Origin of the sequence: Rhizobium sp. YS-1r, assembly GCF_000757525.1 — a bacterium.
Taxonomy (GTDB): Bacteria; Pseudomonadota; Alphaproteobacteria; order Rhizobiales; family Rhizobiaceae; genus Neorhizobium; species Neorhizobium petrolearium.
In genome coordinates this window covers 96436-117850 of the sequence record NZ_JPYQ01000013.1, presented here as the reverse complement: position 1 = coordinate 117850, position 21415 = coordinate 96436, and the positions used below count along the sequence as shown (strand labels likewise).

Genomic DNA, 21415 nt, shown 5'->3' with positions numbered 1-21415 from the left:
GTCAATCACCGTCCTTGGCGCCGGCGCCAGAATTTCCGACATCGTTCAGCACTTCGGCCGCCAGCGGACGGGTGATCCTGGTGCCGCGGGCGAGCGCCAGCCGGTCCAGCCGGTCGACGATCGTCTGGGCCGCACCGAGGGAACGCTCCATCCTGTTGACGATATAGCCGACAAGTTTGTCATCGATATAAAGCTGCCGATCCGCGAAAAGTTTCACGATCACCTGGGCGAGCAGCTCCTCGTCCGGCTCACCGATCTCGACTATGGTCGCCGCCTTGAGCCGCGACTTGAGGTCCGGCAGCGTCACGCCCCACGATATTGGCCACAAGCGCGAGGTCAACAGGAGGCTATGGCCATTCTCGCGCACGCTGTTGATGACGTGGAAGAGCTCCGCATCGTCGAAACCGCGTCTATCGGCATCCTCGAACAGGACCGGGCCGGCGGCTGCAAGGGCCGCGGCATTCGAACCGACCACCGGATGGATGTCCGTGGCGCCGGCCTTCTCCCGCCAGATATGCGCGAGATGCGATTTGCCCGAGCCGATCGGCCCCGCCAGCACGACGACCGGCGACGGCCAGGCCGGCCATTCGTCGACGATCGCGACGGCCGCAGCCAGGCGTTCGGAGACCAGGAGGTCATCCCGGCTCTTCGCCGCATCATGAATGAATTGGAGCGGCAATTGCTCGCTTCTCCGCCGCTCGCGCTCAGTGGTCTCGTTCATTGGTCTTTCGAACTGCTCTCTTGAGCATCATTTGCTGCGCTGGTTCCGCTGCCATCCTGACGGTGTTCCAGCACTCGGGGCGGAGGCGCCCCTTCCCAGGGAAGCGTGGTCGTTCGTCCGTAATAGATATCGCTGTCAAGATACCGCGCCAGCGCGAAGCGGACAAGGACGCCAACCACGGCTGCGGCCGGCACGGCAATCAAGAGCCCGACGAAACCGAATATCGCACCAAAGGCAAAGAGCGCGAACATCAGCCAGACCGGATGAAGTCCGACGCTTTTGCCGACCAGCTTCGGCTGCAGGATATTGCCCTCGAGGAACTGGCCGATGAAGAAGACGCCGGCGACCGCAACAATCCACGCGTAATCCGGCCAGAACTGCACGAACGCAACCCCGACCGAAAGCACGAGGCCGACCAGCGAGCCGATATAGGGGATGAAGCTGATCATGCCTGCGATGAAGCCGATGAGCAGGCCGAAATTCAGACCGACCAGCGAGAGGCCTACCGCATAGAAGATGCCGAGGATGAGGCAGAGCGAGCCCTGGCCACGGATAAAACCGGCGACCGACTGATCCATCTCGCGGGCGATCTGCCTGACGGTGTCGACCTGATCGCGCGGAACCCAGCTATCCACCCTGGCGACCATGCGGTCCCAATCGAGCAGGATGTAGAAAGCGACCACCGGCGTCACGATCAGCAGCGATACGACGTCGACGATCGCCTTGCCGGAATTCCAGATCTGCGTGAGCAGCGAGCCGAGAAAGCCGGCGCCCTGGCTCAGCACCTCGGAAAAGTTCTGCTTGACCGTCTCGATCTGCGCACCGACCCAGCTTGGCAGGAAGGAAGTCTCAGGGCTGGAGATGATCTGCTGCAATTGCGAGATATAGCCCGGAAGCGCCGCCGCAAAGCCGGTGAACTGGCTGATGATGATCGGGATCACCAGCATCAGAGACAGCGCGAAGACCAGCACGAAGCAGACAAGGATGACGACCGTCGCCATCAGCCGGTTGAGACCCCGCCGCTCCAGCCAGTCTGCGACCGGATCGAGGAAATAGGCAAGCGCCATGCCCGCCACAAAGGGCAGGAGAATCGTGCGGAAGAACCACAGAAACAGGATAAAGACGACCAGCACGCCGATCCAGAACAGGATGTGGCGTTTCAGGCTCGCGCCGCTGATATGGTATGGCATCTCTGCTTCCCCTGGTATTGGCCGGGCCGATCAAGGCATATGGAAGCGGGCGTATCAGGTCAAGAGTCCGGTCGTTGGGCTGTGAAAAGCCTTCAAAAGCAGCCTGAACGCTTGCATATCGGGGCGTGGCGTGCAATGGCGGCCAGATATATTGCGCATGCCCCCAGAAAGCGCTTCACACTTTTCGGGGGACATGCGGTAATCCCCACTGGAGATGGAAGATGAGCGAGGCGGGCAAGAACGGTCTCACCTACAGCGATGCCGGTGTCGATATCGATGCAGGCAATCTCATGGTCGAGAAGATCAAGCCGGCCGTGCGCTCCACCCGCCGCCCCGGCGCCGACGGCGAGATCGGCGGCTTCGGCGGGCTCTTCGACCTGAAGGCGGCGGGCTTCACCGATCCGGTTCTGGTTGCGGCGAATGACGGGGTCGGCACCAAGCTCAAGATCGCCATAGACGCGAACTTCCACGACACCGTCGGCATCGACCTCGTCGCCATGTGCGTCAACGATCTCGTCGTGCAGGGCGCCGAACCGCTATTCTTCCTCGACTATTTCGCGACCGGCAGGCTCGATCCCGACCAGGGTGCCGCGATCGTCGGCGGAATTGCCGCGGGCTGCCGCGAGGCGGGCTGTGCGCTGATCGGCGGAGAAACGGCCGAAATGCCGGGCATGTATTCCGACGGCGACTACGACCTCGCGGGTTTCGCGGTCGGGGCCGCCGAACGTGGCCAGTTGCTGCCGGTCGGCGACATCGCTTCGGGCGACGTCATCCTCGGCCTCACCTCCTCCGGCGTCCATTCCAACGGCTATTCGCTGGTCCGCAAGATCGTCGCGATCTCCGGCCTCGCATGGGATGCGCCCGCCCCTTTCCGTGACGGCATGACTCTGGGTGAGGCGCTGCTCGTGCCGACCCGCATCTACGTGAAGCCGCTGCTCAAGGCAATCCGCGAAACCGGTGCGCTGAAGGCTCTCGCCCACATTACCGGCGGCGGCTTTCCGGAGAACATCCCGCGCGTGCTGCCGAAGAACCTTTCCGCCGAAATCGATCTCGATTCCATTCCGGTTCCGCCCGTCTTCTCCTGGCTTGCCAAGACCGGCGGTGTCGAGGCGAAGGAAATGCTCAGGACCTTCAACTGCGGCATCGGCATGATCATCGTCACCGCCGCCGAGAACGCCCAGGCGGTCAGCGACATCCTTACCGGCGAAGGCGAGATCGTCGTGCCGCTCGGCCGCATGGTCGAGCGCCCCGAAGGCGGCGCCGGCGTCATCTACAAGGGCACGCTCGGCCTATGACGGCAACCTCCGCACCGTCGGCGCGCAAACGCGTTGCCGTCTTCGTTTCAGGCGGCGGCTCCAACATGCTGGCTCTCGCAAACGCCTGCGCGGCGCCGGATTTTCCGGCCGAGATCGTCGCGGTCATCTCCGACAAGCCTTCGGCCGGCGGCATCGCCAAGGCAAAAGCACGCGGCATCCGGACCTTCGTCTTCGAGCGCAAGCAGTTCGCAGGCAAGGCCGAGCACGAGGCAGCGATCCTTGTCGCGCTCGACGAGATAAAGCCCGACATCCTCTGCCTGGCAGGCTATATGCGGCTCTTTTCCGGCGAATTCATCAGCCGCTACGAAGGCCGCATCCTCAACATCCACCCTGCGCTTCTGCCGCTCTTTCCAGGTCTTCATACGCACCAGCGCGCCCTCGATGCCGGCGTCAAGATCGCCGGCTGCACGGTGCATTTCGTGACCGAAGGCATGGACGAAGGACCGATCCTCGCGCAAGCGGCGGTTCCGGTGCTTGCCGATGATACGGCGGAAACGCTCGCCGCCCGGGTGCTGACCGTCGAGCACAAGCTCTATCCTCTGGCTTTGAGGCTGCTGGCGGAAGGCAGGGTGAGGATGGAGGGGGACAAGGCGGTTTTCAGCGACCTGCCAGCGAAAGACGAGGCGAAGCTCATTTCGCCGGCAGTCTAAAAGCCGCTCGATCTGATCCGGCGGATCACTCCTCCAGTTCATCTCCTTTCACCGGTGGCTTGCCTTTGCCCGCACGGGCGAGGATATCGACCTCGTCAACTCCTCAAAAACGTCATCAGGTCTTTCGCCAGTTGTTCCTTGTTCGAGGCGAAGAGGCCGTGCGGTGCGCCATCATATTCGATCAGCTTCGAGCCGGGGATCATCGCGGCAGCGGCGCGAGCGGAAATGTCGATCGGGACGGTCTGGTCGCTCGTCCCGTGAATGATCAGCGTCGGCACCCTGAAACTCGTCAGGTCGGGCCGGAAATCGGTCGTCGCGAAGGCTTTGGCGCAGGCAAGCGTGGGTTTGAGCCCCGCCATCATCGTCTGGTTGAAGGACCAGTCGAGCACTTCATCGCTCACCGAACCGGTGAAGACACCTACGCCGAAGAAGCTCTTGAAGAAGTCCGCGAAGAAATGCGCCCGGTCCTCCCTGATACCCTTGGCCATCTCATCGAAAACCGATTGCGGCACGCCGGCCGGATTGTCGGACGTCTGCAGCATGTAGGGCACGACGGAAGCGATCAGCGCCGCCTTGGAAATACCCTTGCCGCCGTGGCGCGACATATAGCGGGCGACCTCGCCGCCGCCCATGGAAAAGCCGAGGAGCGCCGCATCCTCGGCTTCGGTCGCGGCGATCACGTCCGCGAGGTCATCGGAGAACGTGTCGTAGTCATAGCCCTGCCAGGGCTGGTCAGATCGGCCGAAACCGCGGCGGTCGTAGGAGATCGCTCGGAACCCCGACTCCGCCGCAACCATGGCGAAATCATCCCATGTGTCGCAGGTCAGCGGCCAACCGTGCAGCAGGATGACCGGACGGCCCCTGCCCCAGTCCTTGACGTAGAGTTCGGTGTCGTCGCGCGTCTTGATCATCGTCATCGGAAAGTCCTCGCTGGATGGGATCTTCCGTAAACGGTGCGGCAATGCCGTTGTTCCTGGGATTCAGCCCGAAATCGCCGTCCGATTGATCACCGCCCATTGCAGCAGCATGATCGTCTTGGCGTCGCAGATCTCGCCGCTTTCAATCATCGCCACGGCTTCATCGAGTGGCAGTTCCACCACCTCGATGTCCTCATGTTCCTCCGCCAGCCCGCCGCCGCCGTTGATGCGGTCGGCAAGGTCGATCGGTGCATAGAAGAAGTGCACGAGTTCCGTCACCGATCCGGGCGAGGTCAAAGCCTTGAACAGATGGCGCACGTCGCGCAAACGGTAGCCTGTCTCCTCCATCGCCTCGCGGCGGATCGCGTCCTCGGGATGATCCTCGTCGAGAAGGCCGGCCGGCACTTCGATCATCCAGCCGGGTTCGCCGGAGAGATAGGCCGGCAGGCGGAACTGCTTCACCAACACCACCATGCCGCGCTTCGGATCATGGAGCAGGATGCAGGCCGCCGGCGTGCGGTGGTAGATTTCCCGGTGCAGGCGATGGGTCTCGCCGTTGCGGTCCATATAGTCGAGTTCGTAGTTCGACAGCCGTGTCCAGCCATCCGACAGCGTCTTTTCGCTGACGATCTTCACTCGTGCATCATTATCCGTCATGCGGCGTCCTTGCGAAGCCAGACCTTGTTGTCGTGGAAGGCCGCTCCACCATAGGGCGCCACTGCGTCGGCGCCGGTCAACACGTTGATACCCTCGCCATCGAGATGCTTCCGGTTCGGCCAAAGCCCTTCGGCGATCAGCACACCCGGCCGCGCGCCCGGTACGATCCTGGCATGCAGGCGGATTTCGCCGCGCTGGTTGCCGAGCCGGACGATATCGCCGTCCGCAATGTCAAGCCGGGCCGCATCGGACGGTTCGATCATCACCTCCGGCCGCCCTTCCCGCTCGTACGAACTCTTCGTCTCGGTGAAGGAAGAGTTCAGGAAGCTGCGCGCCGGCGATGTCGCAAGCCTGAAGGGATGCGCTTCGTCCGCCACCTCGATGACGTCGACCTGATCGGGAAAGACCGGCAGTTCGGAGAGCGGCCCCATCGGCCCGACATTCTTCGGCGGTTTGTCCGGCGACGGGCCGTTCGCCCAGTCCGGGCTGAAACGAAACTTGCCATCCGAATAGCCGAAGCCCCTGATATAATGGGCCGTTTCAAAATCCGGCTGCGCGTCGATCCATTTTTCCCGTTCCAGCACGTCGACGCCCGGCCAGTGGCTTGCCTTCAAAATGTGATCGATATGCTCTCGCTCGTTGAGACCGAAACCCGGATAATGGTCGACGCCGAGACGCTTTGCTAGTTCCTCGATAACGAAGAGGTTGGTGCGCACGGTCGGCGGTGGTTCCGTGATCTTCGGTCCAAGCAGGATGTGCTGCTGCCCACCGGCGCGATAGATGTCGTCATGTTCGAGGAACATGGTGGCCGGCAGGACGATATCGGCGACCTCCGCCGTATCGGTCAGGAACTGCTCGTGGACGGCGACAAACAGGTCGTCGCGCATGAAGCCCTGGCGCACGAGGCGCTGTTCCGGCGCGACGTTCATCGGGTTGGTGTTCTGGATCAGCATAGCCGTCACCGGCCCGCCATAGCGCAAGGCCTCGGCATCACCCGTCAGCACGCGGCCGATCTGCGACTGGTCGAGCTGGCGGATGTCCGGGTCGGCATAGGCCGTACCCATCAATTCCGACTTGTTGAGCCTGAAGATCTCGCCGTTGTTGTGGAAGGCGCCACCGCCCTCGTACTGCCAGGAACCGAGCACGGTTGCGATCGAAAGAGCAGCATGCATAGCGACCGCGCCGTTGCGCTGGCGGGCAAAACCGTAACCCAATCGGAAGAAGGTCTTTCTGGTCGTCCCTACGAGCTTGGCGAAATTCTCGATCTCATCGACGGACAGGCCCGTGATCGCGGATGCCCATTCCGGCGTTCTCGTCTTCAGGTGGGCTTCGAGCCCAGCCGGATCGTCGGCATATTTTTCCATATAGGCGCGGTCGGCATAACCGTCGCGGAAGGCGACATGCATGACGGCGCAGGCGAGCGCGGCATCTGTCCCCGGCCTGACTGTCAGTGCGATATCCGCCTGCTTCATGGTCGGGTTGTCGTAGATGTCGATGACGACGATCTTCGCGCCGCGTTCCTTGCGGGCCTTCACCGCATGGGTCATGACGTTGACCTGGGTCGAGACGGCGTTCGTCCCCCAGATCACCACGCAATCGGATTTCGCCATCTCGCGCGGGTCGGGGCCGCGAAGCGCGCCGGTCCCCATCACATAACCCGTCCAGGCCATGTTGGTGCAGATCGTGCCAAAAAAGCCGGAATATTTCTTGGCGTGACGTAGCCGCTCGATCGAATCTCGCTGCACCTGGCCCATCGTGCCGGCATAGAAATACGGCCAGACGGCTTCCGAGCCGTGCTTCGCCTCGGCCTTCAAAAAGGCATCGGCGATCTCGTCGAGCGCCGCCTCCCAGGAAAGTTCCTGCCAATCGCCGCCGCCCTTGGCGCCCCTGCGGCGCTTCGGCTCCATCAGCCGGCCGGGATGGTAGATGCGCTCGGAATAACGCGCCACCTTGGCGCAGATGACGCCGGCGGTATAGGTGTTGTCGGCCGCGCCGCGCACGCGGCCGATACGGCCGTCGGCGGTCAGGTCGACATCCAATGCGCAGGCGGACGGACAGTCGTGCGGACAGACGGTGTGGCCGACAGTCGTGTGACTGACAGCGGTTTTGGCGGAGATCGGGGTCGCAACGTTCATGGCTTTTCTATATTGCAAGCAGAGGGCCACAAAAAGCGCGATTTGCGGCGCATCAATTTTATTCAAGCGAGACTCCAGTCACAATGAACTACCGGCATATCTATCACGCAGGCAATTTCGCCGACGTCCTGAAACACGCGGTGCTGGCGCGGCTGATCCGCTATGCCCAGAAGAAGGACAAGGCGTTCCGCGTGCTCGACACCCATGCCGGGATCGGTCTTTATGATCTTTCGTCCGAAGAGGCGCAGAAGACCGGCGAATGGCGCGATGGCATCGGGCGGCTCCTGGAAGCAGAGCTTCCGGCGAATGTGTCCGAACTGCTGGAGCCTTATCTCTCGACCGTCAGAGAGCTGAACCCCGACGGCGCGCTGAAACTCTATCCCGGCTCGCCAAAGCTCGCCCGCATGCTGTTTCGCCCGCAGGACCGTCTGTCGGCGATGGAACTGCACCCGGAAGACTTCAACCGCCTGCATAACCTGTTCGAGGGCGACTTCCGGGTGCGCGTCACCGAACTCGACGGCTGGCTTGCACTCGGCGCGCATCTGCCCCCGAAGGAGAAACGGGGAATCATCCTGGTCGACCCTCCTTACGAGGAAGAAGGCGAATACCAACGGCTGGTGAAGGGTCTTGCCAATGCCTACAAGCGTTTCCCCGGCGGCACCTACTGCCTTTGGTATCCGATCAAGAAGGGCGCGCCGATCAAGGTCTTCCACGAGGAGCTGCAGGCGCTCGATATCCCGAAAATGCTCTGTACGGAACTCACCGTCCGCAGTGATCGCGAGACCACCGGCCTCACCGGCTCCGGTCTCGTCATCGTCAATCCGCCCTTCACCTTGAAGGATGAGTTGCACGTGCTGTTGCCGGTCCTGAAGACAATCCTCGCCCAGGATCGTTTCGCCTCGCAGCGCAGCTTCTGGCTTCGGGGCGAATAATCCGATTCACGAGGTCTCCCGTTTGCCTCTCTCCACATCCGGCGGATGCTCGGCGCGGAACCGCGACCGCTCGAAGACCAGGATCACCACCAGCGCCATGGCGAAGGGGATGAGCAGGTAGAACAACCGGAAGACCAGCAGGGCGGCGATGACATCCGCCGGATCCATGTCCGGCAATCCCATGACAAAGACGAGTTCGAGGACGCCGAGCCCGCCCGGCGCATGGGAGATGAGCGCCGCCGAGAAGGAAATCAGAAAGATGCCCAGCACGACGAGGAAGCCCGGATTTCCCGCCTCGGGCAGCGCGAAATAGATGATGCCTGCGGCACCGATCAGCTCCACCGGCGCGATGATGAGCTGCGGCAGCACGACCCGCGGTGCCGGATAGAAGATGCTGATCGAGCCGATCTTGAGCGGCCTGAGCTTCAGGAAGCTCGCTGCGACATAGAGCGCGATGAGGAGAAGGATGACCAGTCCGGTTCCCGTCGAGGCTTCGACCGGCACGACATCGCCGAAACGTTCGGTAAGGTCCGGTTCGATGACGAGCACCAGACCTGCGAGCAGGAGGGTTCCGAGGACGAATGTGAAGGAGCATATGGCGATCAGAACGCCGATTTCGGCCGGTGTCAGGCCCTTGGAAGAATAGGCACGATAGCGGACCACCGCTCCCGAAAAGACGGACGCGCCGACATTGTGCGACAGCGCGTAGGTCGTGAACGAGCAGATCGTGATGAACCACCAGTCGACCTTGCGCCCGAGATGCATCAGAGCGATACGGTCGTATCCGGCCAGTGCCGCATAGGCAAGCAGAGTCGAGAGGCCGGCCAGCATCCAATGGGTCGGCGATATCGCCTCCAGACTGTGCCACAGATCGTCCAGAGACAGCCCGCGCAATTCCTTGTAGAGAAGCCATGCCGAAAGCGCTATCGTCAGTCCGCCTATCGTCGGCCACAGGTATTTCTTGAATGTCATCCAGTCACGTCGCTCTTTACTCCCTGCCTCTATCCGGGCTTTCCGCCTTCCGCGAAGGGTTACTCTATTCGCCGAAACTCTGATTGTTCAACCGTTCAGACCGATGCCCTGTTCCGAAGATCGAGATTTCCGACAATGACGCTGATCTTTAAAGCGACAGCCAAGAGCATCATCGCCGCAGCGCTTTTTTTCATGCCGGTAACAGCCACCATCGCCCTGGCCCAGCAACGTCACGACGATCGCGCCGGGCAGTTCGATTTCTACGTCCTTTCGCTCTCGTGGTCGCCAACCTTCTGCGCCTCGCAACGCGGCAACGAAAGCGATCAGCAATGCGGCGAGACCAGGGATTTCCGCTTCATCGTCCATGGGCTCTGGCCCCAATACGAGAAAGGCTATCCGGATTTCTGCGAGACCCGCGAGCCGAGCCGTGTGCCGCGCTCGGTCGGCGAACCGCTTTTCGACATCATGCCGTCCATGGGACTCATCGGCCATCAGTGGCGCAAGCATGGAAGCTGCACCGGCCTTGGCCAGCGGGAGTATTTCAGCGAGACCCGCCGGGCTTTCGAACGTATCCGCCTGCCCTCCGATCTCTCCCGCGGCGACAGCGCCGTGACGCTTTCGGTCGATCAGATCGAGGAGAAGTTCGTCTTGGCAAACCCCGGTATGAGCCGCCGCGGCATTTCCGCAAGCTGCGAGGGCCGTCGGCTGGAAGAGGTGCGTATCTGCCTCACCAAGGACCTGCAGTTCCGCGATTGCGCCGAGGTGGATGGTGACGGCTGCCGCGCGGGCAGCATCACGCTGCCGCCGGTGCGCTAAATTTCATAAAGAGGAAAGACCATGAAGCTGCTTTATTCGCCGGCCTCGCCCTATTCCGCCAAAGTGCGCATGGCGGCACGTCATCTCGGCATCGGGATCGCCGAGGTGAAGACCGATACCAACTCCAATCCGCCGGAACTCGTCGACAGCAATCCGCTCGGCAAGATCCCGGTGCTGATCCGCGACGGCGAGCCGCCGATCTATGACAGCGTCGCCATCATGCACTATCTCGACCGGTTGTCCGGCGGAAAGCTCTATCCGAAGAAGGATGGAAAACGCACGGAAGCGGAAGTGCTGGAAGCGTTGTGCGACGGCATCATGGATTGCCTTCTCGCAATCGTCTACGAGCGTCGCTTCCGCCCGGAGGAAAAGATCCACCAGGGCTGGATCGACAAGCAATGGGAAAAGGTCATGCGCGGCCTGGATTATCTCGAGAACAACCTGCCGAAGACCGGCAAGAAGCTCAATGGCGGCCATTTCGCGCTCGCCGCCCTGATCGGCTATCTCGACCTACGGTTCAACGGGCAATGGGCGGAAGGCCGTCCGGAACTCGCCTCCTGGCCCGATACCTTCGCCAAGCGGTTTGCCGATTACGGCGCGATGAAATCGTCCGGATAATCCGGATAAACAAGGCAAAAAGCCCGGAGCGACGCTCCGGGCTTCCCCAGCCTGTGAAGGCTTTCGAACTTAGAACTTGACGCCGATACCGACCTTGACGCTGTGGTCGTCGAAGCCCTTCGAGACCGAACCCGTGGCGAGGTCGTAATCTTCGGCCGCGAAGTCGGTGTAGCGATATTCGATACGAGCGGTGATGTTGTTGGTGACGAACGCTTCCGCACCTGCACCGACCGTATAACCGACCGAAGTCTTGTCGTCGGAAGAGATGCCGTCGCTCAGTTCGTTGTTCTGGAAGGCGACACCGGCCGTACCATAGATCAGGAACGGGTTGAGGTCATAACCGACGCGGCCGCGGACCGAACCCTTCCAACCACCTTCGCCGGTGTAGCCATTGGGGCTCGGACCGTCGAGGCCGTTGTAGCCGACATCAGCTTCAATACCGTAGACGACCGGACCGGTCTGGAAGTTGTAACCAGCAAAGGCTCCGCCGCCGAGACCGTCGGCGTCATAGTCGCCACCACCGAAGCGGCCCCAGTCATATTCACCGTAAGCACCGAGATAGAACCCCTGCCAGGTGGCGGCCGGTGCCGGCTCTTCGACCGCGACCGGAGCCTGCGGAATCTGCTCTACGGCATCAGCGGCATTGGCCGCGGAGATTGCGATGAAGCTGGCTGCCGAGGCCATCAGAGTTGCGATAAGAGTACGCATACATTTTCTCCTTTTACTGCTGTGCCGGGAATTTCGTCGCGACAACACGATAGTCGACGCATTTGTTCCCTACCCACTGGAGGCGAATGTGGATGCCAAATGAGGAATTGAAAGAGCCGAAATGTGAATTGATTGCGGCAGACAGAAGGCGAAAATTTGATGTTGCTGTACCGCAACATGTAATTCATTAACCTTAACTGTTCCTTACTTTAAATATAAATTTCTTCACCTTCGTGAAATACTTCTTAAAACGCAAGAACAGCTTCGTCAATATATCTTGACAGGCAGCCACTCGCGGCCGCCCTCGTGCGGTTTCGACTTTTATCTTCAGAAAAGTCTGCGCCTGCCGCGAGCAGAAGGAGATTTTAGACATGGGAAATAAAGACCTTCAGGCGCCATCCGGGACAAGGACCCGATCGACGAAACGCTTTGCCGGATTTCTGCCTCAAATCATCCCCGACAAAGGCGGCGTTTCGGCCTCGAAGCACGAAGGCAAGGCATTCGCCTGCCACGCTTTCAAAATCAGGCCTGAGTCACTATGTCTGTCGCAACGGCCGATCGGGAGCCCGGCCGGCTATCCCGCAATCTTTTGACAAGCCGCCGATGACGAGCCCATGGTTCGAATCGGCAATGGTCAGGCATCGATCGCGAACGGAAAGCCAAGTTCGCAGGTCGTATCTGGCGGAGACTTTGGAAATGAACGGAACGAAGCTGCCCGACGGCGGCGTTCTCTACGACGAGACGGAAGACGATGACGACGACGCCCCGGCGAGCGAGCCGAGCGCAGGCCTCGCCGTGTCGATCGACTGGAACGAGGCTCTCAGGAACGAGAGCGGACTGAAAGGCGCCGAGCTTATCGGCGAATTCGTCAAGCACCTGCCGAACCAGCCTGGCGTCTATCGCATGTTCAACGAGGCGGGCGACGTGCTCTATGTCGGCAAGGCGCGCAGCCTCAAGAAGCGGGTCGGCAACTATGCGCAGGGCCGTGTCCATTCGAACCGCATCGCCCGTATGGTGCGCGAAACCACGCATATGGAATTCGTCACGACGCGGACGGAGACCGAGGCGCTGCTGCTCGAGGCCAATCTCATCAAGCGTCTGCGCCCACGTTTCAACGTGCTTCTGCGCGACGACAAGTCCTTCCCCTATATCCTGATCACCGGCGACCATCGGGCGCCAGCCATCTTCAAGCATCGCGGCGCCCGCGCCCGCAAGGGCGATTATTTCGGCCCCTTCGCATCCGCCGCCGCCGTCGGTCGCACGATCAATTCGCTGCAGCGGGCGTTCCTGCTGCGCACCTGTACCGACAGCGTCTTCGAGACGCGCACCCGCCCCTGCCTGCTCTTCCAGATCAAACGCTGTTCCGGCCCGTGCACCCACGAGATCAGCGACGAGGATTATGCCGGCCTTGTGCGCGAGGCGAAGGATTTCCTCTCCGGCAAGAGCCAGAACGTGAAATCCGCGATCGCCGCCCAGATGACGGAAGCCTCGGAAGACCTCGATTTCGAGCGCGCAGCGGTCTATCGTGATCGTCTTGCTGCGCTCTCCCATGTCCAGAGCCATCAGGGCATCAATCCGGCGGGCGTCGAGGAGGCGGATGTCTTCGCCATCCATCACGAGGGCGGGCTCTCCTGCATCCAGGTCTTCTTCTTCCGTACCGGCCAGAACTGGGGCAACCGGGCCTATTTCCCGAAAGCCGATCCGCAGATGCCCGGCACAGAGGTCTTGAACGCCTTCCTGGCGCAGTTCTACGACGACAAGCCGGTGCCGAAGCAGATCCTGCTTTCCGAAACGGTCGAGGAACAGGACCTGCTGGCGCAGGCCCTTTCCGAAAAGGCTGGCCACAGGGTGACGATCTCGGTGCCGCAGCGCGGCGAGAAGAAGGACCTTGTCGATCACGTGCTGGCGAATGCCCGCGAGGCTCACGGTCGCAAGCTCGCCGAGACTTCATCGCAGGCGCGGCTGCTGCACGGGTTCGCCGAGACCTTCGGCCTGGCCCAGGTCCCGCGCCGCATCGAGATCTATGACAACTCGCACATCATGGGCACCAATGCCGTCGGCGGCATGGTCGTGGCGGGGCCGGAAGGCTTCGTGAAGAACCAGTACCGCAAGTTCAACATCAAATCGACGGACATCACCCCCGGCGACGACTTCGGCATGATGCGCGAGGTGATGACCCGCCGTTTCTCGCGTCTTCTCAAGGAAGAAGGCCTGCCGGACCGTAGCGTCGCCACCCAGGAGGACGCAGCCGATGCCGCCTTCCCCGCGTGGCCGGACGTGATCCTGATCGATGGCGGCCAAGGCCAGATGACCGCCGTGCGTGCCATCCTCGACGAGCTCGGCATCCGCGATGTCGTCACCGCGATCGGAGTCGCCAAGGGCGTCGACCGAGAGGCCGGCCGCGAGCGTTTCTTCGCGGACGGGAAAAGCGACTTTTCACTGCCGCCGCGCGATCCTGTTCTCTATTTCATTCAGCGCATGCGCGACGAGGCGCATCGTTTCGCTATCGGCTCGCACCGGGCTCGGCGCAAGAAGGAGATGGTCAAGAACCCGCTCGACGAGATTTCCGGCATCGGACCTGGCCGCAAGCGCAAGCTCCTGCAGCATTTCGGCACGGCGAAAGCGGTCTCCCGGGCAGGCCTCACCGATCTGATGGCAGTAGAAGGCATTTCCGAGGCCGTCGCAAAGCAGATCTACAATCACTTTCACGAGAGCCGGGCGGGGTGAAACTATCCACGTAAGTTGCGCCTCACCCTGACCCTCTTCCCGCAGACCGGGAGAGCGAACGTGCCATGCGCAACGTCGGGGGGTGGAGGAAAACGGTGCGGCATATGCCTTTCTCCCCGTAAGTACGGGGAGACGTTGCCCGACAGGGCGGAAGAAGGGCAATAAAAGCGGGAGCAGACGGGCCGCCGCATTCTGCTGCAAAAAAGCCGCGGGAACATGTTGACGCTCAGCCTCCAAAGCCTCAACTAGGGACAAACATCGCAATAGGTCATCCATGGCTTCCCGCGCATACAACATTCCCAACCTGCTCACCTATGCGCGTATCCTGGCCGTGCCGGTGATCGTCCTTTGCTTTTTCATCGAAGGCCGGCTCGAAAGCTCGGATTTCGCCCGCTGGACGGGGCTTACCATCTTCGTCGTCGCCTCGATCACCGATTATCTCGACGGTTACCTGGCCCGCATCTGGAACCAGACATCGAATATCGGCCGCATGCTCGATCCGATCGCCGACAAGCTGCTGGTCGCGTCCGTGCTGCTGCTGATGGCCGCCGACGGGACGATCGCCGGCTGGTCGCTCTGGGCGGCAATCACCATTCTGTGCCGCGAGATCCTCGTCTCAGGACTTCGTGAATACCTGGCGGCACTGAAGGTCTCCGTACCGGTAACGCGGATCGCCAAGTGGAAGACGACGATCCAGATGGTGGCAATCGCCTTCCTGCTTGCCGGCCCTGCGGGCGACAAGATCATGCCCTATATTACCGAGCTCGGCATTGCGCTCTTGTGGATCGCAGCGATCCTGACCTTCTATACCGGCTACGACTATTTCAAGGCCGGGCTGAAACATCTGGTGGATGAGGAATGACCACGAAACTCGTCTATTTCGCCTGGGTGCGCGAGCGGATCGGCAAGCCGGAGGAAGAGATCGAGCTTCCGGCCGATGTCGTCACCGTGCGCGATTTGCTGAATCATCTGAAGGGCCTGGGCGAAGAATACGAGAATGCGCTTCAATATCCGGACGTGATCCGCGTGGCGATCAACCAGGAGCATGTGGAACATTCCGAAAGGATTGCAGGCGCGCGCGAGATCGGGATATTTCCGCCGATGACCGGAGGGTGAGGAGCGGTCCGGCGAAGCCGGAGAAATCGATCAAGTGAATCGATTTCAGTGACGAACGCCCGGAGCCAAAGCGACGGGCGGGGCGCCGGTGAGGCAACTCGGCTCACGGCAGCGGAGATATCAGATGTCGAAAATCACCCCCACCATCCGCGTCCAGGCGCAGGACTTCGACCTGCAAGCCGAAATCGATGCGCTGACTGCCGGCCGCAAGGATATCGGAGCCGTTGTCACGTTCACCGGCCTGTGCCGCGATGAACAGGGCGCGCTGTCGGCGCTGGAACTGGAACATTATCCCGGCATGGCGGAGGCAGAGATGCGCCGCATCGCCGAACTCGCCATCGAGCGCTTCTCGCTGCTTGACCTCACGGCCGTGCACCGCCACGGAAAGATCCTGCCGGGCGGGAATATCGTGCTTGTCGTCGCCGCAGCCCCGCATCGGCAGGCCGCCTTCGACGGGGCCAGCTTCATGATGGATTTCCTGAAAACCTCGGCCCCCTTCTGGAAAAAGGAGCATGGCGCCGACGGCGCGACGGGCGACTGGGTCGCCGCCAAGGATGCGGACGACAAGGCCCGCGACAAATGGCGGTGATGACGCGACCGGCCTCTGCTCGTCACCACAGACGGATCAAGCCTGGAAGCGTATCGAATATCTCATCGGCGGAGACGAGCGGGATGGAGGAATGCAAAGCCGTTGCCGCCAGGAGCCGATCAAAAGGATCGCGGTGCTCCCAAGCCATCATGGTACCCTGTAAACAGATTTGCGGCGCAAGCGTCGCCACCCTGCCGCCCTGCTCTTCGAGCAGCGCGGGCAATTCCTCCACATAGGGCGCTATCTCGGGCCATTTGCCGAGGCGGACCTTCTGGCCGATCTCGAAAAAGCTGACAGGGCTGACAAACACGGCGTCCGCTTCCAGAATCGCCCCAACCGCTCTCCCGGACAGGCGTTCGTCTCCGGTCAAGGACCAGGCCCAAGCATGGGTATCGAGCAAGATTGCAGTCAATTCTTGCCTTCCCACAGGCCCAATTCATCCTCACCCATTGGCTCAAAGAAATCGGGACCGCCGGGCTTGATCTTGCCCTTCAGCAATCCGATCGTGAACCCGTGCTGCGGGATCGGTACGATCTTGGCAACCGGGACTTTTCCTCTCGCAATGATGACTTCCTCGCCGGCTTTCGCCAGTTCGATGAGCTTTGACAGATTGGTCTTGGCCGAATGGATTGTGACTTGCATGGGGATATCCTAGCTAACTTAGCTAAATTTAGTCGTTTTGGCTTATAAAATCCAGCCTCGGCAAAGTCGAAATGACGGTGCCGTCTGCGGCAACGGGAAGCCGCTCACGGCACCACCCTCTCCCGCCGGCTCATGACCAGCACGGCAACCAGCGCCGAGACGATCACCAGATCGCGCCAGACGATCGGGCCGTAGCCGCTCCAGAGTGTCTCCGCAAAACCGATCACCGCGGCACCGGCCGCCGATCGCAACGGATTGGAATGGCCGCCTGCCGCTGCGATCAGCACCACTTTCAGCCCGAACAACAGGCCGGCGCCGAAATCCATCGTGCCGTAATGGGAGGTCGCAAGAACGCCGCAGATCGAGGCAAAGAGCGCTGCGGACACATAAGCCGTCACGAAGACGCGGGCGGAATTTGTGCCGGCAAGCTCCGCCGCAAGCGGATCGTCGGCAACGGCCCGCCAGATGCGCCCCCAACGGGTATGGGAAAGCACGAATGTGCCTGCGACGATCATGGCGAGCATGATCGCCACGTTGATGAGTTGGATGAGCGTCAGCGTCACGGGGAAACCGCCGCCCCGCCAGAAAACCACGACCCGGTTCAGGAAAGGCGGCAGCCAGAGTTCGCGTGTGTCGGAAGCGAGCCGCGCGCCCTCCATCAGCACCATGAGAACGCCGAGCGATGCGACGATCATCGCATTGGGAGAAACCTTTGCCAGCGGCCGCATCACCAACTGCCCGACCGTCGCGCCCGCCCCTACTCCGCCGATCAGCGCCACCATGGCTCCCATGGCCAGCGCCGCCGGCAGGATCAGCCAGAACCGGTCCCAGCCGATATGGGCAATGAGCAGATAGAGATGGCCGGAAAAGGCGAAGATCGCCCCATAGGTGATGTCGGCACGCTTCGTCACGGCAAAGGCGATCGCATAACCGAAGGCGAGCGCCGCATAAAGCGCCGCCAGCGGAATCGCATTCGCCAGTTGCTGCAACAGATAGGCCATGGACACTCCGGAAGCAGCTTCAAATATAACTGGCCAATCGCATTTTGCCAGTTATAATCTCAGGCATGAGCTTTTCCTGGACCCCGCATCGTTTCGTCGGAGGCGCGCTGGCGCTGGATGTCGCCAACAGCGTCATTATGCGCTTCGACCTCAAGCGCAGCATCGACCGTTTCGCGAAGCCCGAGCAGATGAATGCCTTTCCGAAGGCAGCCGAGGAATTTTCGGCCGAACGAGCACTGTTCGGCAAGCTCGCACCGGTGAAACCCCAAAATCACAAGCCTTTCCTGGCTCTGCGCGAGGCGATCGACCGTTATTTCCGCGCCCGCGTGCTCGGCGAAGAGGAACATACACTGCTTGCCGACTTCCTCGAAGCCACGGCCTCGATCCTGCGCCTTGCGGAGAAGGACTCGCTTGAGGCCGCTACCGCGCATTCCGCCCTTCGACTGCTCGCCGAGGAGGAAATGGCCCGGTTGAAAATCTGCGGCAATTGCGGCTGGCTGTTCATCGACCGCAGCAGGAACCGCAGCCGCACCTGGTGCGACATGGCCGTCTGCGGCAATCGCGTGAAAGCCAACCGCCACTATCACCGCAAGAAGAAGGAGGCCGCGACATGATGCGCCGGCTTGTTTTCTGCGCCCTTGCCGCGCTCCTGCTCACCGCCTGCCAGCGCGAGGCGGACGAACCGTTGGCCGAGCTTTCCGGGCGGGTGTTCATCTTCAACTACCGGGTGGCGGCGGCAAACTACGTCGTCACGCTCAGAAAGACAGCGCCCTTCCCTGAAAACAGTTATGCGGAAGCCGAGTTCGAAAACCCGCAGGGCGGTGCGGCGCTCGTGGTGCGGCAGAAGCTTTTCCCAGCCATGGAAAAGATCGTTCTCGAAAGCCCGGATCTCAAATGCGTCAGGAAGGACAAGCCCTATTCGGTGAAAATCCGCCTCGTCGGCGCGGACGACAGGCCATTGCAGACGATCGAGACGAGCATCACCTCCAACATGGACCAGACGGCAATGATGCCGGGCAAGCCGCTGGTGGTCGGACCGATCTACACGCCGAATCCGGAGGTTTTCAAGGCGGACGGCAGCGTCGACTATGACAAGCAAGCCAACTGTCCGGCATGAAATCCTGAAAGGGGAAGCAGCCCCTCACCCTAACCCACTCCCCGCATGCGGGGAGTGGGTCCCGGCAGGGAGATAAGGGGCAAAGAGCAAAAAGCCGAGGCGCGAGCCCCGGCTTTTCCTGTTCCATCGCTGACTGAAGCAATCAGCCGACGATTTCGGTTTCCGAGAACCAGTAGGCGATTTCCTGAGCGGCGGTTTCCGGCGCGTCGGAGCCGTGAACCGAGTTTTCGCCGATCGAAAGGGCGAAGGTCTTGCGGATCGTGCCTTCGGCGGCCTGGGCCGGGTTGGTGGCGCCCATGATCTCGCGGTTCTTGAGGATGGCGTTTTCGCCTTCCAGGACCTGAACGACGGTCGGGCCGGAGGTCATGCCTTCAACGAGTTCGCCGAAGAAGGGCCGTTCCTTGTGGACTGCGTAAAAACCCTCTGCTTCGCGCTTGCTCATCCAGACGCGCTTGGATGCTACGACATGCAGGCCGTTGTCCTCAAAGACCTTGGTGATGGCGCCCGTCAGGTTGCGCTTGGTGGCATCCGGCTTGATCATCGAAAACGTGCGTTCAATCGCCATTGTTCTATCCTTCATCTCCAACGGAAAGTGGGCGGTGTTTACCCGCCCCTTTCACTGGAAACAAGGGGGTTCCGGCAATTTCACGCGGCTGTCACATGCCGCCCGACGCCATCATGGAGGTCCAGGCAGCGTTCGAACCACTGCCCGACCGGATCGTCGTCGGCAAATACCTTGGCGCCGGTGGTAACCCTCATCCACTGTAGCGCGCCGAAGAGGATGTAGTCGGCAAACAGCGGGCCGTCACCACCGATAAACTCCTGATATTTCAGCGTCTGACGCACGGGTTCCAGCTTTGCGGCGAAGGCGGCGATCGCCTCGTCGCGGCCCGCTCTCATCTCCTCCAGCGTCCTGCCGAGGAAGGCCTCCCGGCTCTTGCGGAAATAGATCCGGTCGGTCTCATCAAGCATGTCATGGATGTCGGCGACGGCAATATTGGTGACGGCAGGATGGATGATGGTCTGGGAGAAGCGCTCGACGAAACGGGAAAGCGCCTTGCCGCCTTCGCCGCCGAACAGCGTCGGCCGGTTGGGATAGGTCTCCTCCAGGTAAAGCGCGATGTCGAAACTGTCGCGGATCAGTTCGTTGCCGTCCCTCAGGATCGGCACGGTCTTCGAAAAGCCGTTCTCCAGCGCCGGTATCTCCGTGAAGGGCGTCGGCTTCTCGATGAAGTCCAGCCCCTTGTGGCGAAGCGCCAGCACGACCTTCCAGCAATGGGGCGAGAATGGGCGGCTCTCGTCGGCGCCGCAGAGGGAATAGAGGATACGGGTCATGTCAGGCTCCTGATCTTCGGTCGCAAATAGTGAAGGCAAACGGGCCGTCAAATCCAGTCAGGAAATTTCATGGATCCCATCACGCGGCAACCATACCGGCCGCGCCGTCCACTCTCTTTTAACCCTGTCATCGAGCCGCGGCGCCGTTTTCAGGAGATATTAAATGGAGATCACGCATGAGTTTTCGCGGATATCGAATAAATCCGATCGAGCGCGGGAGCGAGATATGGCGGGTGAAGTCAGCAAGGCAGCGAGGGACGGAAGCCTGCAGGCGGTGGTAAGCCGCATGGCGAAGCTGGATGTCGGCGGTCTGCCGCGCAATTACGAGCTTTTCCACGAAGCGCTTTCCGGCGCCGATGCGACGCTTTCCCGCGAATTGCTGTCGCTCCCCTCCTCGCCGTCCCAAGCGCTGCTTGATGAGATCGGCCTCAGATACCAGTTGCCGGGCTTCATCGCGCTTGCGCCATCCACCTCCCGCGATCAGGAAATCAGGCTTCTTCGGGATCTGAAGGAAAAGATGGCGAGCGGCGTGACGCAGAAGCAAGGCTTCACACGTGTCCTCGAAGCCGTCGCCCGCAGCCTTCGCGAAGACAGCGATGCAGGCCCAGGAGATATTCTTGCCGAAATCGAATACCTGAGCGTCTCCCTGTCGGATGCGGTGGTGGCCGAAACGGAACTGGAGGCCGCGCTCAAGGCAGGCATAGACCGCCTTGCCGGCGCCAGCCAGAAAGCTGCAGCCGCCCGCGCCATCACGCTGACGGACCGGCTGACCTCGCTGCCGAACCATGCCGCATTCGCCGAACGTCTCGAGGCTCTCTATGCTTCCCCGGCCGACGACCACGGCATGGCACTCTTCCTGATCACGATCCCCGATCTTCCGGACATCAGCCGGACCTATGGCGAAGCAGCGGCCGGCCGGATTGTCAGAAAGGCTGCCACGACCTTCCGCAGGGCGATCAAGAAGAACGATTTCGTCGCGCGCATCGGCAGCGGCGATTTCGCCTTCCTGCTCCGCGACGTGAGCCGCGACAGCGTGCAACCGATCGCCGAGCGTCTGATGACCACGATCGCCGACAACCTGGTCTTTGCCGCCTCCGACCGAACAGCGGCCACGCTCGAGCTTTCAATCGGCGTTGCCCTGGCGCAGGACGCGTTCTCGCCGCAACAATTGCGCCTGCACGCCACGGCTGCTCTGCAGACAGCGAAGGCCAACGGCCGGCCGGCCGTTTTCGTCCCCGACCAGGCCAGACGTTAGC

General features: G+C 61.5%; 24 protein-coding genes. 12 read left to right on the top strand and 12 right to left on the bottom strand.

The features are described from left to right. Position 1: 1 nt before the first annotated feature. Positions 2–721, bottom strand: coding sequence for a DnaA regulatory inactivator HdaA (gene hdaA, locus JL39_RS12585; RefSeq protein WP_037150610.1), 720 nt, complete (start codon positions 719–721; stop codon positions 2–4). Beyond that, complete coding sequence (locus tag JL39_RS12580) at positions 718–1911, bottom strand: AI-2E family transporter (protein WP_037150608.1); 1194 nt, start codon at positions 1909–1911, stop codon at positions 718–720. Before JL39_RS12580 ends, hdaA begins: the two co-directional genes overlap by 4 nt. A gap of 221 nt (positions 1912–2132) precedes the next feature. Between JL39_RS12580 and purM the strand changes: the two genes are divergently transcribed. Continuing rightward, positions 2133–3206, top strand: a complete 1074-nt coding sequence (gene purM / locus JL39_RS12575) for a phosphoribosylformylglycinamidine cyclo-ligase (RefSeq protein WP_037150606.1) — start codon at positions 2133–2135, stop codon at positions 3204–3206. Next, positions 3203–3877, top strand: a complete 675-nt coding sequence (gene purN, locus JL39_RS12570) for a phosphoribosylglycinamide formyltransferase (RefSeq protein ID WP_037150602.1) — start codon at positions 3203–3205, stop codon at positions 3875–3877. Before purM ends, purN begins: the two co-directional genes overlap by 4 nt. 95 nt (positions 3878–3972) lie before the next feature. Here purN and JL39_RS12565 read toward each other — a convergent pair whose 3' ends face one another. From JL39_RS12565 to JL39_RS12555, 3 genes are all read right to left on the bottom strand, one after another. Next, positions 3973–4794: an alpha/beta hydrolase gene (locus JL39_RS12565; protein WP_037150600.1), complete on the bottom strand. Its 822-nt coding sequence runs from the start codon at positions 4792–4794 to the stop codon at positions 3973–3975. 63 nt (positions 4795–4857) lie between these two features. Next, positions 4858–5451 carry an NUDIX domain-containing protein gene (locus tag JL39_RS12560; protein ID WP_037150599.1) on the bottom strand — a complete coding sequence of 198 codons (594 nt, stop codon included), beginning with the start codon at positions 5449–5451 and terminating at the stop codon, positions 4858–4860. After that, positions 5448–7586, bottom strand: a complete 2139-nt coding sequence (locus tag JL39_RS12555; RefSeq protein ID WP_037150597.1) for a molybdopterin oxidoreductase family protein — start codon at positions 7584–7586, stop codon at positions 5448–5450. The genes JL39_RS12560 and JL39_RS12555 overlap by 4 nt, the downstream gene beginning before the upstream one ends. A gap of 83 nt (positions 7587–7669) precedes the next feature. Here JL39_RS12555 and JL39_RS12550 point away from each other — a divergent pair, with 83 nt between their 5' ends. Next, complete coding sequence (locus JL39_RS12550) at positions 7670–8518, top strand: 23S rRNA (adenine(2030)-N(6))-methyltransferase RlmJ (RefSeq protein WP_037150595.1); 849 nt, start codon at positions 7670–7672, stop codon at positions 8516–8518. A 6-nt stretch (positions 8519–8524) separates the two neighbouring features. On the opposite strand, the gene JL39_RS12545 is transcribed toward JL39_RS12550, so the two are convergent. Further along, on the bottom strand, positions 8525–9490 hold the full coding sequence (locus JL39_RS12545) for a lysylphosphatidylglycerol synthase domain-containing protein (RefSeq protein ID WP_037150593.1): 966 nt from the start codon (positions 9488–9490) through the stop codon (positions 8525–8527). 192 nt (positions 9491–9682) lie between these two features. Here JL39_RS12545 and JL39_RS12540 point away from each other — a divergent pair, with 192 nt between their 5' ends. Together JL39_RS12540 and JL39_RS12535 are read left to right on the top strand one after the other, a co-directional pair. Then, positions 9683–10306, top strand: coding sequence for a ribonuclease (locus JL39_RS12540; RefSeq protein WP_037150921.1), 624 nt, complete (start codon positions 9683–9685; stop codon positions 10304–10306). Between the two features lie 21 nt (positions 10307–10327). Continuing rightward, positions 10328–10924 carry a glutathione S-transferase gene (locus JL39_RS12535; protein WP_037150590.1) on the top strand — a complete coding sequence of 199 codons (597 nt, stop codon included), beginning with the start codon at positions 10328–10330 and terminating at the stop codon, positions 10922–10924. Between the two features lie 69 nt (positions 10925–10993). Here the strand turns inward: JL39_RS12535 and JL39_RS12530 are convergent, their stop codons facing one another. Next, positions 10994–11632 carry an outer membrane protein gene (locus JL39_RS12530; protein ID WP_037150588.1) on the bottom strand — a complete coding sequence of 213 codons (639 nt, stop codon included), beginning with the start codon at positions 11630–11632 and terminating at the stop codon, positions 10994–10996. Positions 11633–12328: 696 nt separating this feature from the next. Here JL39_RS12530 and uvrC point away from each other — a divergent pair. The 4 genes from uvrC (at position 12329) to JL39_RS12500 (ending at position 16064) form a co-directional block, all read left to right on the top strand. Next, positions 12329–14359 (top strand): excinuclease ABC subunit UvrC, encoded by a 2031-nt coding sequence (gene uvrC / locus JL39_RS12515; protein ID WP_037150580.1) that lies wholly within the window; start codon positions 12329–12331, stop codon positions 14357–14359. 274 nt (positions 14360–14633) lie between these two features. Next, positions 14634–15221, top strand: a complete 588-nt coding sequence (pgsA, locus tag JL39_RS12510) for a CDP-diacylglycerol--glycerol-3-phosphate 3-phosphatidyltransferase (RefSeq protein WP_037150578.1) — start codon at positions 14634–14636, stop codon at positions 15219–15221. After that, complete coding sequence (gene moaD, locus JL39_RS12505; RefSeq protein ID WP_037150576.1) at positions 15218–15475, top strand: molybdopterin converting factor subunit 1; 258 nt, start codon at positions 15218–15220, stop codon at positions 15473–15475. Before pgsA ends, moaD begins: the two co-directional genes overlap by 4 nt. A 124-nt stretch (positions 15476–15599) precedes the next feature. Further along, positions 15600–16064 carry a molybdenum cofactor biosynthesis protein MoaE gene (locus JL39_RS12500; RefSeq protein WP_037150574.1) on the top strand — a complete coding sequence of 155 codons (465 nt, stop codon included), beginning with the start codon at positions 15600–15602 and terminating at the stop codon, positions 16062–16064. A gap of 22 nt (positions 16065–16086) precedes the next feature. On the opposite strand, the gene JL39_RS12495 is transcribed toward JL39_RS12500, so the two are convergent. From JL39_RS12495 to JL39_RS12485, 3 genes are all read right to left on the bottom strand, one after another. Beyond that, complete coding sequence (locus JL39_RS12495; protein WP_037150572.1) at positions 16087–16476, bottom strand: type II toxin-antitoxin system VapC family toxin; 390 nt, start codon at positions 16474–16476, stop codon at positions 16087–16089. Then, the gene (locus JL39_RS12490) at positions 16473–16706 is read right to left on the bottom strand and encodes a type II toxin-antitoxin system Phd/YefM family antitoxin (protein WP_037150569.1); all 234 of its coding nucleotides are present in this window, start codon (positions 16704–16706) and stop codon (positions 16473–16475) included. Before JL39_RS12490 ends, JL39_RS12495 begins: the two co-directional genes overlap by 4 nt. A gap of 104 nt (positions 16707–16810) precedes the next feature. Continuing rightward, positions 16811–17707 carry a branched-chain amino acid ABC transporter permease gene (locus JL39_RS12485; protein WP_037150567.1) on the bottom strand — a complete coding sequence of 299 codons (897 nt, stop codon included), beginning with the start codon at positions 17705–17707 and terminating at the stop codon, positions 16811–16813. A 65-nt stretch (positions 17708–17772) separates the two neighbouring features. On the opposite strand from JL39_RS12485, the gene JL39_RS12480 reads away from it, so the two are divergent. Together JL39_RS12480 and JL39_RS12475 are read left to right on the top strand one after the other, a co-directional pair. Then, the gene (locus JL39_RS12480) at positions 17773–18321 is read left to right on the top strand and encodes a CGNR zinc finger domain-containing protein (RefSeq protein ID WP_037150565.1); all 549 of its coding nucleotides are present in this window, start codon (positions 17773–17775) and stop codon (positions 18319–18321) included. Further along, positions 18321–18824, top strand: a complete 504-nt coding sequence (locus tag JL39_RS12475; RefSeq protein WP_037150919.1) for a hypothetical protein — start codon at positions 18321–18323, stop codon at positions 18822–18824. The genes JL39_RS12480 and JL39_RS12475 overlap by 1 nt, the downstream gene beginning before the upstream one ends. A 142-nt stretch (positions 18825–18966) precedes the next feature. On the opposite strand, the gene ndk is transcribed toward JL39_RS12475, so the two are convergent. Both ndk and JL39_RS12465 read right to left on the bottom strand, forming a co-directional pair. After that, positions 18967–19389, bottom strand: a complete 423-nt coding sequence (ndk, locus tag JL39_RS12470) for a nucleoside-diphosphate kinase (RefSeq protein ID WP_037150562.1) — start codon at positions 19387–19389, stop codon at positions 18967–18969. Positions 19390–19469: 80 nt separating this feature from the next. Then, entirely contained in the window at positions 19470–20159 is a 690-nt protein-coding gene (locus JL39_RS12465; protein WP_037150560.1) for a glutathione S-transferase family protein, read from the bottom strand. 226 nt (positions 20160–20385) lie between these two features. Between JL39_RS12465 and JL39_RS12460 the strand changes: the two genes are divergently transcribed. After that, positions 20386–21414, top strand: coding sequence for a GGDEF domain-containing protein (locus tag JL39_RS12460; protein ID WP_161784757.1), 1029 nt, complete (start codon positions 20386–20388; stop codon positions 21412–21414). Position 21415 lies beyond the last annotated feature (1 nt).